This window comes from Candidatus Magnetaquiglobus sp., assembly GCF_058402785.1.
Window position 1 is genome coordinate 13781 of record NZ_JBZVFG010000024.1, and the last position, 13416, is coordinate 27196.

General features: G+C 64.4%; 10 protein-coding genes and 1 tRNA gene. 7 read left to right on the forward strand and 4 right to left on the reverse strand.

The window, feature by feature from the left end; all coding sequences use genetic code 11:
- Positions 1–234: 234 nt before the first annotated feature.
- Positions 235–2067 (forward strand): glutamine--fructose-6-phosphate transaminase (isomerizing), encoded by a 1833-nt coding sequence (gene glmS / locus ACV4UY_RS09615; protein WP_491607385.1) that lies wholly within the window; start codon positions 235–237, stop codon positions 2065–2067.
- Positions 2068–2161: 94 nt separating this feature from the next.
- Here glmS and lpxK read toward each other — a convergent pair whose 3' ends face one another.
- Both lpxK and ACV4UY_RS09625 read right to left on the reverse strand, forming a co-directional pair.
- Positions 2162–3310 (reverse strand): tetraacyldisaccharide 4'-kinase, encoded by a 1149-nt coding sequence (gene lpxK / locus ACV4UY_RS09620; RefSeq protein WP_491607386.1) that lies wholly within the window; start codon positions 3308–3310, stop codon positions 2162–2164.
- A gap of 3 nt (positions 3311–3313) precedes the next feature.
- The gene (locus ACV4UY_RS09625) at positions 3314–4597 is read right to left on the reverse strand and encodes a 3-deoxy-D-manno-octulosonic acid transferase (RefSeq protein WP_491607387.1); all 1284 of its coding nucleotides are present in this window, start codon (positions 4595–4597) and stop codon (positions 3314–3316) included.
- Positions 4598–4788: 191 nt separating this feature from the next.
- Here ACV4UY_RS09625 and ACV4UY_RS09630 point away from each other — a divergent pair, with 191 nt between their 5' ends.
- From ACV4UY_RS09630 to ACV4UY_RS09650, 5 genes are all read left to right on the forward strand, one after another.
- On the forward strand, positions 4789–6456 hold the full coding sequence (locus ACV4UY_RS09630) for a GspE/PulE family protein (protein WP_491607388.1): 1668 nt from the start codon (positions 4789–4791) through the stop codon (positions 6454–6456).
- 9 nt (positions 6457–6465) lie between these two features.
- Positions 6466–7686, forward strand: a complete 1221-nt coding sequence (locus tag ACV4UY_RS09635; RefSeq protein WP_491607389.1) for a type II secretion system F family protein — start codon at positions 6466–6468, stop codon at positions 7684–7686.
- 5 nt (positions 7687–7691) lie between these two features.
- A complete protein-coding gene (locus tag ACV4UY_RS09640) occupies positions 7692–8630 on the forward strand; it encodes a prepilin-type N-terminal cleavage/methylation domain-containing protein (protein WP_491607390.1) in 939 nt (312 codons plus the stop codon).
- Positions 8631–8679: 49 nt separating this feature from the next.
- Positions 8680–9693 carry a hypothetical protein gene (locus tag ACV4UY_RS09645; RefSeq protein WP_491607391.1) on the forward strand — a complete coding sequence of 338 codons (1014 nt, stop codon included), beginning with the start codon at positions 8680–8682 and terminating at the stop codon, positions 9691–9693.
- Between the two features lie 176 nt (positions 9694–9869).
- Positions 9870–9944 (forward strand) — tRNA-Gln (locus ACV4UY_RS09650).
- A 144-nt stretch (positions 9945–10088) separates the two neighbouring features.
- Here the strand turns inward: ACV4UY_RS09650 and ACV4UY_RS09655 are convergent.
- Positions 10089–12074 (reverse strand): ATP-binding protein, encoded by a 1986-nt coding sequence (locus ACV4UY_RS09655; RefSeq protein WP_491607392.1) that lies wholly within the window; start codon positions 12072–12074, stop codon positions 10089–10091.
- Positions 12061–12474: a hypothetical protein gene (locus ACV4UY_RS09660; RefSeq protein ID WP_491607393.1), complete on the reverse strand. Its 414-nt coding sequence runs from the start codon at positions 12472–12474 to the stop codon at positions 12061–12063. The genes ACV4UY_RS09655 and ACV4UY_RS09660 overlap by 14 nt, the downstream gene beginning before the upstream one ends.
- Positions 12475–12506: 32 nt before the next feature.
- Between ACV4UY_RS09660 and ACV4UY_RS09665 the strand changes: the two genes are divergently transcribed.
- On the forward strand, positions 12507–13397 hold the full coding sequence (locus ACV4UY_RS09665) for a transglutaminase-like cysteine peptidase (protein ID WP_491607394.1): 891 nt from the start codon (positions 12507–12509) through the stop codon (positions 13395–13397).
- Positions 13398–13416 lie beyond the last annotated feature (19 nt).

Sequence of the window (13416 nt, forward strand, 5' to 3'; positions counted from 1 at the left end):
GGGCGAAGCCCTGAGGTTTCGATTTGCGTTCTTTATGACTTTTCCTTGCGCGCACTTTTCACGATCAGCGTTTTTTCGCAAAAGGCGCGAAAAAACGCTTGCGCGCAGAGCGCGCCAAAGACAAAAGAATAATTCAAAAACAAAACTTCGGAGGCTCTGCCTCCGAACCTCCGCCGGGGACCTTCGGTCCCCGGACCCCTGCGACAGTGGAGACTTGAAGGGAGAGTCACCATCATGTGCGGCATCATCGGCGTCATCGGCGAACGCAACGCCACTCCCATCCTGGTCGAGGGTCTCAAACGACTCGAGTACCGCGGCTACGACTCAGCCGGCATCGCGGTCATCACCCGCGATGGATCCATCGGGATCACCCGTTCCAAGGGCAAGCTGATCAACCTGGAAAACCGCCTGGCCGAAAGCCCGTGCACCGGACTGGTCGGTATCGGCCATACCCGCTGGGCCACCCACGGTCCTCCGACGGAAAAAAACGCCCATCCCCATCAGTCACGCCGCTGCGCGGTGGTGCACAACGGCATCATCGAGAACTACCAGGAGTTGCGCCGCGAGTTGGCCGAGCAAGGGGTGACCTTTGCCTCGGACACGGATACCGAGGTGATTCCCTACCTGATCGATCGGGAACTGGAACGCGGCATGGAGCCCGCCGAGGCGGTTCGTGCCGCGATCCGACTTCTACAAGGGGCGTATGCCCTCGGCATCCTGATCCAGGGAACGGATCTGCTGATCGCGGTGCGACGCGGCAGTCCGCTGATTCTCGGCATCGGCGAAGGGGAGAATTTCATCGCCTCCGACGCCACCCCGCTGGTGCCCTACACCCGACGCATGGTCTATCTGAACGACGACGACCTGGCGGTTTTGACCCGCACCAACGTTCGCATCACCGATCTGCGCGGTCACGCGGTGGAAAGGGCGGTCAAGATCTCCCAGGTGAGCGCGGATCTGACCGACAAGTGGCCCTATCGGCACTTCATGCAGAAAGAAATCCACGAACAGCCCACCGCGCTCGGCGAGACCCTGAAAGGTCTGATCCGCGCCTCGGATCTGAGCGTGGATCTGCACGACCTTCAGGGAGAGGTGGATTTCTCCCAGGTGCGGGCGGTCAACATCATCGCCTGCGGCACCTCCTATCACGCCGGCATGGTGGGCGGCTACTGGATCGAACAGCTCGCCCGCCTGCCGGTGAGCGTGAACATCGCCTCGGAGTTCCGCTATCGCGAACCCCCGTCGCTGCCGGATGCCTTGACCGTGGTGATCTCCCAGAGTGGCGAGACCGCCGACACCTTGGCCGCGTTGCGTTTTTGTCGCGGGCAGGGGCAGAAGGTGTTGGGGATCGTCAACGTGCCGGAATCGACCATTGCCCGTGAGGCGGACGGGGTGTTGCACACCCAGGCCGGACCGGAGATCGGCGTGGCCTCGACCAAGGCGTTCACCACCCAGTTGATGGTCCTGGCCTGTCTGTCGCTGACTCTGGCGCGGGCCCATGGCCGTCTGACCCGCGAGGTGGAGCGGGCCAGCGTGGAAGAACTGATGCGCGTGCCGGCCCGTCTGGAACAGGTCTTGTTGCAGGACGGCGTGTTGCAGCGCATCGCCGGAAGGTTCATGAATGCGCGCGGGTTTTTGTTCATGGGGCGAGGCACCTGTTTTCCGATCGCGTTGGAGGGGGCCTTGAAGCTCAAGGAGATCTCCTACATCCACGCCGAAGGGTATGCCGCCGGCGAAATGAAGCATGGTCCGATCGCGTTGATCGACGAACAGTTGCCGGTGGTGGCCGTGGCCCCGCGTGATCCGTTGTTCGACAAGGTGGTGAGCAATCTGGAGGAGGCGCGGGCGCGGGGTGGTCGGTTGGTGGTGATCACTTCGGGCGGACATGGGGAGGAGAAGCTCCCCTTCGCGGCGGATCATGTGATCGCCATGCCGGCGTGTGGGATGTTCGCGGCGCCGATACTGTATGTGGTGCCGTTGCAGTTGTTGGCCTATCACATCGCGGTGTTGAAGGGTACGGATGTGGATCAGCCGCGCAATCTGGCCAAGAGCGTGACGGTGGAGTGAACCGCCCCCACTGTCGCGGTGGACCGGGGGCCGAGAATCCCCGACGGAGTTTTGGAGGAAACGCCTGCGAGGTTTTGATTCTCTTGAGAAAAAATCAAGACCTCAGGGCTTCGCCCCGAACCCCGCCAGGGGTTCCTGGCCTGGACCCCGCCAGTTTTCCCACCCGTTCCTCCAGCCATGCTTCGCCATTCTCCAGCATCGCCATCTCCACCCGCAACGCCAGAACCGGCAACTCCACCACCCCCGCCACCTGATCCAACTTGACCAGATCCTTCTCCGTGCAGACCAACGCACCGGCACCCAACCGCCGCGCCTGATCGACCAACCCCCTCACCTCGTCCCAGGTGAACGCATGATGATCGGGAAACGGCTGAAACCCCACCACCCGCACCCCCAACCCCTCCAAGGTCCGACGGAATCCCTCGGGCGCGGCCAAGCCGCAAAAGGCCAGAACCGAACCAGTCAACCCCGCCAACGGCACCACCGCACCCGCTTGCCGCGCGTCGATCCAACCGGTCGGTCGATGGGTGGCGGTGAGAATCCACCCCTTGAAAAAACGCTCTCGCAACATCTCCCGCGTGCCGCGCGCAATCTCCGCATCCTCGGCACGGGTGAGAATCACCCCGTCGCAACGCTCCAAAGCCTCGGGAGACTCCCGCAAGATCCCACCCGGCAACAAAAAACCATTGCCAAAGGGCCGACGGGCATCCAGCAACACCAGATCCAGATCCCGCTCCACATCCAGACGGTGAAACCCGTCGTCCATCAGGATCCAGTCGCTCCCCAGACGCTGCGTGGCATGACGGATCAGGTCGGCCCGGTCCGAACCGGTCAACACCGCCACCCCCGGCAGAGTACGCGCCAGCAACACCGCCTCGTCGGCGGCCTCGGGCGGAGCGAGCCACACCCGCTCGTGATCGGACACCACGGTAACCTTGGCGCGGGACTTTTGCCGATAACCGCGACTCACCACCGCCACCCGCCCCCCGGAGGCCTGAATCCAACGGGCGAGCCGGATCACCATCGGCGTCTTGCCGGTGCCCCCCACGGTGAGGTTGCCCACGCTGATCACCGGACAGGGGGCGCGATAGCCCCGCTTCGCACCGCACCGGTAACGCCCCACGCGCCATCTCTGGTAACGGGCGAGGATGGCTCCCAATCCACCCAGCACACGCAGCAACCCGCGCCCCATCCTTGAATCCGGAACCAGCTCGCCGCGCAACCAGGGGAGCAGGGTCTGCATGGCTCAACGGTTCCGCACCAGCGGCCCGAGGGCGGCCAGGGTGCGCTCCAGGGCGCCGGCGTTGGCGGGAATGACGGCGCATGCCGCCTCGCCCATCGTCCGACAGGTTTCCGGACTCTCCAGCAAGGCGCTCAACCGGACGTGCAAATCCGCGGGCGATTCCACCTGGATGGCGCCACCGGCCTGGATCAGTTGCGCGGCGATGTCGCGGAAGTTGAAGACATGCGGCCCGAACAGCACCGGCACCCCCCAGGAGGCGGGCTCGAGCATGTTCTGACCCCCGCGAGGCACCAGGGAGCCGCCGATGTAGACCACCCTGGCCAGACGGTAAAGCCCGGCCAGCCAGCCGATCTCATCGACGAGCAGCAACGGCGTGTTCCAGTCGCCCTGAAGCCGGGAGAAGCGTTGACAGGTCAACCCCTGTTTGCCGATGCGTTCCAGGATCTCCGCGCACCGTTCCGGATGACGCGGCACCAGGATCAGGCGTGGCGCCAACGGATGGGCGAGCAGCGCGCGATGGATGGGCAGGAGCAACGCCTCCTCGCCCGGATGGGTGCTGGCCGCGATCCAGACCGGCGCGACCGGCGCGGACAGACGCGCCTCCAGGCGGCGCAGCAACGCGGGATCCGGGGGATTCATCGCCTGATCGTACTTGAGGTTGCCGGTGACCTGGACCCGTTCTCGTGGAGCGCCCATGGCGATGAGGCGTTCGGCGTCGGCTGGGGATTGCATGAGGTAGAGGCGACCATCGGCCAGCAGCCGGCGGGTGAGCCGGCGGATGGCGTGGTAGCGCTTGAAGGAGCGCGGCGAGATGCGCCCGTTGACCACGCAGATCGGGATGCCGCGTCGGGCCAGAACGCGAAAGAGACCGGGCCAGAGTTCGGTCTCCATGATGATGAGCGCCGCGGGTTGGATCGCATCGACCAGCGGTTGGACGCAGACCGGCAGATCCAGGGTGAGGAAGTGGTGGGCGCACGCCTCGGGAATCTTGTCGCGCACCACCTGTTGACCGGTGCGGGTGACGGTGGTGACCACCAGATCGTGGTCCGGAAAGGCGGCGGTGATGCGACTGGCCAACGCGCGGGCGGCCATGGCCTCGCCCACCGACACCGCGTGCAGCCAGATGCGCGGACGCCCCCGATCGGGGGCCCGTTCGGCGACCGGGATCCACCCCAGCCGGCGCAGGAGGGTGCCGCGATACTTGGGGGTGGTGAAGTAGCGCCAGATCCAGATCGGCAGGGTGATCAGGATCAGCAGCGACAAGGTGACATAATAGAGAAGATGCATGCGGCCACGAACCGTCTGGACTGGAATCGGGATCGCCGGACCCCACGAAACACCATATACCACGCCGAATCCCGGTGCATCGAGTGATTTTGCGGCGGAGGGTTTAAAAAGGGGACGCGATTGGTTATGCTCTTGCTCAACGGTGGTCGCGACGCGGCCCGGGGATGATGCCATGGGGTGAGGTGGGAACGATGTCCGAAACGGAAAAGGTCACCAAACAGATCGGTGAACTCCTCAAGGAGCGTGGTCTGATCAACGCCGACCACATCGATCTGGCCTTGCAGGACCAGAAGGTGACACGGGAGCGGGTCGGCGAGATCCTCGAACGGTTGGGATTCATCTCCCAATACGACATCGCCATGGCCATCGCCGATCAGGATGGCCGCAAATACGTGGACATCGACCAGAAACGTCCCGCGCCGGAGAGTCTGCGGCTGTTCAACATGCAGGCCTGTCTCACCCACAAGTTCCTCCCCTACCACACCGACGCCGGCGAGGTGATCGTCGCAACCTGGTCGGATGACGTGGAGGGACTCGAAAAGTTCATCACCCGCTCCACCGGACTCAAACCGCGCATCCGCCAGGGCGAAAAGAGCAAGATCATCAATGCGGTGCAGTATTACTACCACTTTCTGGAAAACCCGGTCGAAACCCTGATCCACAAGGAGATCCAGCAGCTCGCCGCAGATCGGGACGGGGTGCGCTCCCTGGATACCTTCGTCTTGCATCTCATGCAGCTGGCGGTCAAGTCGCGTGCCTCGGACATCCACATCCGCCCCATGGACCGGTCGATTTCGATCGCCTTTCGCGTCGATGGGGTGATGCGCGCCCAGTTCGCCCTGCCCCCGACCTTCAAGCGGCTGGTCGCCACCCTGAAAATGAAGGCCGGCATGGACATCGCCGAACAGCGACTGCCCCAGGACGGCAGTTTCTCCGAATCGATCCTCAACACCCCGTACGACTTCCGCGTCTCCTCGACCGTCTGCCCCTACGGCGAAAACCTGGTGCTGCGCCTGCTCCCGGCCAAGGGGGATTTCATGAGCATGCGCCAGCTCGGCATCTTCGACGAGGATCTGGAGCTGCTCAACCAGATCTTCAACGAACCCTTCGGCATCGTGCTCCTCACCGGTCCCACCGGATCGGGCAAGACCACCACCCTCTATGCCGCCGTGCGCCAGCTGAACCTCACCGAAAAGAACATCCTCACGGTCGAAAACCCGATCGAATACCGCATCCCCCTGATCCGTCAAACCCAGATCAACCTCAAGGCCGGCTACACCTTTGCCAGCGCGGTGCGCCACTTCCTGCGCCACGACCCGGACGTGATCCTGGTGGGCGAAATCCGCGACACCGAAACCGCCCAGACCGCGGTCTCCGCTTCCGAGACCGGTCACCTGGTGCTCTCGACCCTGCACACCAACACCGCCCTGGGCGCCATCCCCCGTCTGCGCTCCCTGGGCATCCCCAACTTCATGCTCGCCGACTCCCTGCGCGGGGTGGTCAGCCAGCGCCTGGTGCGCAAGATTTGTCCCGGCTGCCGCGAAAGCTACACCCCGGACGAATCGGAACGGGCCTACCTGGGGGATCCCACCCTCGAAACCCTCTGGCGCGGACGCGGCTGCGCGGATTGCCATCAAAGCGGTTACATGGGCCGGACACTGATCTACGAAATCCTGCGCACCAACCGCGACCTGGCCGGCATGATCGGTCGGGATGTGGATATGGATACCCTGGAGAAGGTCGCGTCGCAGGCCGGTCACCGAACCATCTTCCAGAACGCGGTCAGCAAGGTGAAACTCGGTCATACCACCGTCAAGGAGGTGATCCGCGTGCTGGGTCACGGCGCGGAGGCGCATTGAGGGATACCCATGGCCTACTTCCATTACAAACTCGTCGCCCGCGAGGGCCAGGTTCGAGGCGGGGTGATCCAGCTGCCCTTCGACAACCCCCTCTCCGCCATCGCCTACCTGGAACGCCAGGGGGGGACGGTGATCTTCGCCAATCCGCTTCATCCGTGGCTGGGCGCCGTCTGGGGGGGATTTGAACGGTTTTTCGAAACCCGCGTCGAAGTCGCCAGCATGGCCGAGGCGTTGAACAACGCCGCCATCATGCTCAAGGCGGGCATCCCGGTGGTGGCGGCGATCCAGGATGCCCTGGCCGACCACGACAATCCCACCCTCGCCAAGGTGGGATGCGATCTGGTCAGCCGCATCCACGCCGGCTCCAGCCTTTCGGAAGCCGCCAGGAAATGGGAACGCCACTTTCCCGAGACCACGTTGTTTCTGATGCGCATCGGCGAGGAGACCGGCTCCCTGGACTGCACCATCCAGGATGCCGCCCGTCACATGATCAAGGTGGACAAGATCGTGCGCGATACCAAGGGGGCCCTGCTCTATCCGGCCATCATGTTCACCGTGATCTTTCTGGCCATGGCCTTCTGGCTCTATGCGGTGGTGCCGATGGTACTGCCGCTGCTCAAGGCCACCGGCAAGGAGCTGCCCGCCCTGACCCAGGGCATCATCGCCACCGCGAATTTCCTGCGCGATCATATCGGCGCCCTTTTTCTTACCCTGTTTGGCCTGATCCTCGCCTTTCGCGGCGCCATGCGCCAGCTGCCGTCCTTCCGGCGCCAGATACACGCGCTGATGCTGAAACTGCCGATCATCGAAACGATCATCCATGCCTCGAATCTGGCCTTCATCACCGCCTATTTCAGCCTGCTGTTGAAAGCCGGCGTGGATGTGATCAAGAGCATCGACATCTTGAGCGCCTCGCTGTCGAACGAAATCTACCGGATGAAAATGCGCGAGGTGCGGGCCGGGCTGCTCAACGGTCTGGGACTGCGCGCCTCGTTTGCCGAGGCCAGGATCTTCCCCGCGTTCGTGGTGCGCCTGATCGGCATCGGCGAGGTGAGCGGCGCGTTGTCGGCGCAGCTCGATTTCGCCGCCGAAGAGTATGGCCGCCACCTGGATGACGTGGTGAAAACCCTGGGAAAAAGCATCGAACCGATCGCCCTGGTGTTGGGTGGCGGCCTGTTCGTGCTGCTGCTCATTGGCATGTTCATGCCGCTCTACAGCATGGCGGGGTGAACGCGATGACAACCGCCACCCACGCCGCCGAACGCTCCAGGAGCCACCCCCAGGCAGGATTCAGCCTGATCGAACTCTCCATCGTCATGATCATCATCGGGCTGATCATCGCCGGCGGGGTGGGCATCTACGAACCCTCGATGCGCCAGGCCCTGAAAAACAAGAACGAAACCATCGTCAGGCAGGCGGTCGAGACCCTGATCGGCTTTGCCGGAGCCCACAAGAGCCTGCCACGCGAGATCCGTCACGCCGGGGTGGTGGGCGCGGTGCAGGATGCCCAGTTGAACCCGTTGCAATACGCCTTGGACGCCGCCTTGCTCGAGATGAACCAGCTCTGTCGGCGCGATGACACCCCGTTGTCGATCCAGGTGCTCAAAGCCGACGGGCGCGTGAACTTCGAGGTGACCAACATCGCCTTCGTGGTGTGGAGCCGGGGCTACGACGGACGCACCGGACCGGAAAAACCGACCGGGGCCATCGATGGCCAAACCCCCTACCCGGTGCCGCCGTACGCGGAGAACATGGCGGACGATCTGGTGGGTTGGGCCACCCTGGCGGAACTCCAGGCCGCCGCCGGCTGCGGCAGCCAGGGGTTGAAGATCCTGGTGAGCGCCTTGCCGGCGGCGCGTGTCGGCGCCCCTTACGGCACGGTGACCCTGACCCCGGAGGGTGGCAAACCGCCGTATGGGTGGTGCGTGGCCTTTCCGGATCAGGAGCGCGCCGGCAAACTCGCCTTCAAGGCCGATGGTGATCTGACCCCAGCCGACGCCTTCGATGGTTGCGGGGAGCGCCGGGTCGTCGGCGACACCCTGACCCTTCACGGTCTGGCCCCCTTCGTGGCGACGGATCAAGGCGGACCGTATGATTTCGTGGTCCATCTGCAAGATGGCAATCGGCAGCCCCACCGGACCAGCAGGCGATTGAGCCTGTTCGTGCAGCCGTGAGAGGGGTGAGTTGCCCGGTCGTATCCCAACGGGGGAGAGCAGGCGCGCGATGCAGTCCGACAAATCCGCTGGTTTCAGCCTGATCAGCCTGGCGCTCTTTTTGATGGTGATCGGGGTGAGTCTCTCCACCCTGACCCTGTTGTGGCCCAATCTGGAGAGCGTGGGCCGCGAGAAGAGCGTGGCCGCGCTGCGGGCGGATCGCAACGCCCTGCTCGGTTTCGTGGCGGCCCAGGCCCGGCTCCCGAAGGCCGACGAGATCGCCACGCTGCTGCCCCGTCCGCTCGATGGCTTTCTCAATCCGCTCCAATACGCCCATGATGCCGCCCTGACCGCGCCCAACGCCATCTGCGCGGTCACCACCACCCACCTGGCGGTGGACCAACAGGCCAACATCGCCTTCGCGCTCTGGAGTCACGGTCGCAATGGCCGGGTCAACCAGGTGGATGGCCAGCCGGACAAACGACCGGGGGCCATCGAGGTGGCGACGCCCATCCCCAATCCCCCCTTCGACAATCGCGGCACGCCGGACGACATCACCGATGATCGGGATGATCTCCTGGAGTTCATGACCCTGGATGCCCTGCGCGCCGTGGCCGGCTGTCAGGAGCGGGAGGGGTCCGAGGAGGGGGTGTCCGTGGTGGTGGATCGGCTGCCGGCGGGATTCGAGGAGAGCGTTTACGGCAGTGTGACCTTTTTCGCGCACCAGGGCATTCCTCCCTATCGCTGGTGCGTGGAGAGTCGCGCCCTGGCGGCTGGTGGGGCGCTGCGGGGCAAACTCCAGTTTGATCCCGACGAAGTGGTGGACGCGGGCTGCGACGGGCCATGGCACGACGAGCCCAGCCCGGCGTTGACCCTGCGCGGGGGCGCGCCGTTCGTGCCCGGCGACGGGGCGGCCTGGGGACGTCGCCATCCCCTGCGCATCCATCTGGAGGATGGAAGCGGCGCGCGCGCCCAACGTCTCTTCGAACTGGTGGTGTTGAGCCTGGAGACGCCGGGCGCGGTGAAATTGAACGTCACCCCGCGCTTGAGCACCCCCCCCGCCTCCCCGACGGAGAAGCGCTGACGCCTTCCGGTTGAAGGAAGCCGCTCCACCCCGACAACCGGAAAAATGGCCCCTGCGCGCGGCTTCACCTCCCGCTCCTCTGGACCTGCCAGGCTAAAAAATTCCCCTCCCGTTCGGTCCAACGCACGTCCTCCCTTTTCCCGCGCGGTCGGATGGTGTAGGATGGCTTTCCATAATGGGCCGTCGCCAAGCGGTAAGGCCCCGGATTTTGATTCCGGTATCCCCAGGTTCGAATCCTGGCGGCCCAGCCACGCTTTATGTCTCTTCGCATGACGGGGCACTCCCCCAGGAAACCCTCCGCGGATCCCCCCAAAAAAATTCGTATCCCTTGCATGATGGGGATGAGGGGGTTCTCCCCTGCCGGATCCAGGGTGATTCAGAACTCGCCCGCTCCGTCAATCACCCCGCTCCCGCATCTCGGCCATCCAGCGCTCCAGCGCCTCCAGCGACCGTTTCGACAAGGCATCGAAGGCCGCGAGCCTCCCGCTTTGATCCTCGGGCATCCGCGCCCCAAGCCTTTCGATCCACGCTCCGGCATGCGCCACCAGCGCCTTCATGCCCAGATGGGCGGCACTGCCGCTGATCCGATGCAACACCCGACGCATGGCGGGCCAATCGGAGCGGGCCAGGGCCTCTGCCAACTCGAGGCGTCCCCGCGCCTCGGTGTCGCCATACTGGACACAGATCGCCAGAAACCGCTCCCGGCCCAGGGTTCGCACTCCGGCATCGAGCAGGGCAGCATCCAACAAGACCGTCGAACGCGACGGTGGATCCCCGCCGCCCGCCTGATCCGGCCTCTCTTTCTGAATCCGCGCCAGGGCGGCACGCAGACCATCGGGAGGGAGCGGCTTGGTGAGCACCTCCCAGGCGCCCGCCTCCAGCGCCGCCTGATGCCGCTCTGGACGCGTATCGGCGGTCAACACCACGATCGGCACCCGCGCCAGCCGCGCATCCGGCAAGGCGCGCAGGGCGCGAATGATTTCCACCCCATCCCGATTGTCCAGACGCAAATCGGTCAGCACCAGATCGATCGCTTCCGCACCGAACGCGGATAACGGATCCTGACCGGAATCCCCGGACTCGACCACCCGATGCCCCTCCGCGACAAGCAGCTCACGCATGTAGGCGCGGCTCAGGCGATCATCCTCGATCAACAACAGGGTCATCGGCGCCACGACGAACGCCTCGGAGGACGGATCCGTCGCCCGGTCGGATCTGGACGCGATCGGACAGTCGAGGACAAAGGAGAAACAACTCCCCTCCCCCGGATGGCTGGTCACCTCGATCGCGCCGCCCATCGCCTCGACCAGGGCGCGGCTCAGGGCCAATCCCAACCCGTTGCCCCCGGTCGCGTCGCCCTGACCCCCGGCACCCAGCACGAACGGTTCGAACAGGGTCTCCATCCGCTCAGCCGGGATGCCGCAACCGGTATCCTCCACCTGAAAACGCAACACCCGGCGCCCGGCATCCGCCGTCACCAGCTCAAGCGCGAGGGTGATCTCCCCCCGATCGGTGTGACGGTTGGCATTGGCCAGAAGGTTGAACAGCACCTGACGCAGACGCAACGGATCGGCCAGCACCGTGCCGATCCCCCCATCCACCCTCAGTTCCAGACGATTGCCCCGAACACGAGCCTCCGGCACGAACCAGATGCTCAGATCCTCCAGGAAACGGGCCGGCTCCAGCGGCTCGGGCCGGACCGTCACCAGACCCGCCTCGATGCGCGCCAGATCGAGCATCCGTTCCACCAGGCCGAACAGATGCTCGCCCGCCTCCTGGATGCGACGCAACTGACCCACCAGCGTATCGCGGTCGATCCGGGTCGCCTGCTCCCCGAGACGCTGACAAAGCCCGACCACCACATGCAACGGGGTGCGGATTTCATGGCTGACATCGGCCAGAAAGCGGCTTTTGGCGCGATTGGCCGCACGGGCGCGGTTTTCGGCGCGTTTGCGCAACGAGATCTCGGCGGTCAGGGACTGGTTCAGGGACCAGAGTTCGCGCGCATGGGCGGCGATGCGTCGTTCGAAGGAGTCCCCCCGATCGGCCAGATGCTCCAAAAGGGCCGTTTGGGTCACCACGCCGATGAAACGTTCGCGTTCCACCACCGGCAGCACCGGCAAACGGTAACGCTGCATCAATCCGAAAGCGCGTCGCAGCGACTCGCCAGGTCCAATGGTCGGCTTGGGGCGCACGCAGTCGATCACCAGGGTGTGACGCCACTCCAAAATATCTTCGACCACGAGCAGCCCCAGGAACGACGCGCCATCCATCACCACCAGAAAACCTTGACGCAACAACAGCTCCTCCACGGCCTCGACCCCGGCGAAAGGTTCGACCACGCACGAATGGAAACGGATCAAGGGCTCAATGGTCGTCATCGGGCAGCAAGGTTCCCTCGATGCGGTAGTGACGCAGACGCACATGAAAATCGATGCTCATGAGTTCGCCACGGGAGATGTAGGGAAAGACCCGGGCACGCAGAATATCGAGCACGGTTGACAAGGGCAGGCGTCTGGTGATCTGCTTGTTGATCAGGATCGCCTCGACCACCGGGTCTTCCACCTCGTGGAGTTCGAAGCCGTCCGGGGCGATCAGTCCCAGACACTTGCTGATGCCGATCATCCCCACCGGGCACTTCTTGGCCAGGACCAGGATATCCTTGAAGGGGGGCAGGGAGATCGCCTCGAACTCCAACGAGACGGTATAACCGAGCCCCACGCCCAGTTTCGGGCGTTGGGGTTCCGGGTGGAAGGTGACGGGTTGGGAATCGGCGCTCATCGCGAAAACCTCGGGTTCGGGTGGAGAATGCCATGGGGTGGCGTTCGGTCGTTTATGCACTTCTCATCGTCGCGGGTCTGCCGCTCCCCACATCCGAGGCCGGCGACCCGGAGCGGGTTTCACCGCTGATGCGGCTGTTCCAGGAGAGCGCCTCGCGCGCGGACGACACCGGACGCAGCGAAAAATGGGCGCGGGTGTTCAACCGCCACGCCCAGGCCAAGCCCGCTTCGTGGGCCGAGGATCTGGACGAGGTACGCGCCTTGCCCATGCCGGACCGCTTGCAGGCGGTTCAGGACCGGGTGAACCGCCGCATCCGTTATCAGGACGATCCGGAGAACATCTGGCTGGCCCCGGTCGATGCCTACCGCGACGGCGGGGACTGCGAGGATTACGCCATCGCCAAGATGTTGTTGCTCGACGAGAGCGGCTTTTCAGAAAAACATCTTCGCTTGGTGACACTGGCCCCCTCGCCCACCAACGCCGTTCATCATGTAATTTTGGTGGCCTGGTTGCAAGAGAAAATGGTTGTGCTGGACTCTCCGGGTCGCGTGGTCGGCGATCGGGTGGTACGCTGGGAGGGGTATCGGGACGCGGGTCGTCCGTTGAGCTGGGTCGGCTGGCGTGGTGGTGGGGTCTCGTCGAATGGCGGGGGAGAGCGGTTCGTCGGACAGGGGATCTGGGGTTCGGGCGGGAGAAAGATCCTCTCCTACCGGGAGTTTCCGATTCAGGAAAAATTGGTGCGCATCGCCGCCGACTGGCTGGTGATCCATCCCTGGGAACCGCCGCTCACTCCGGCGGAGGTGGAGCGGTTGCGGTTGCTGCGTGCCTACTACCACGATCCCACCCCGGAGAACGCCCGTCTGTTGTCGGCTTTCGAGGTGGGCAAGCTCAACGAGTTGCGGCGTATTCGCAAGGCGTTGTAAGGCGCGGAAGGGAATGCGT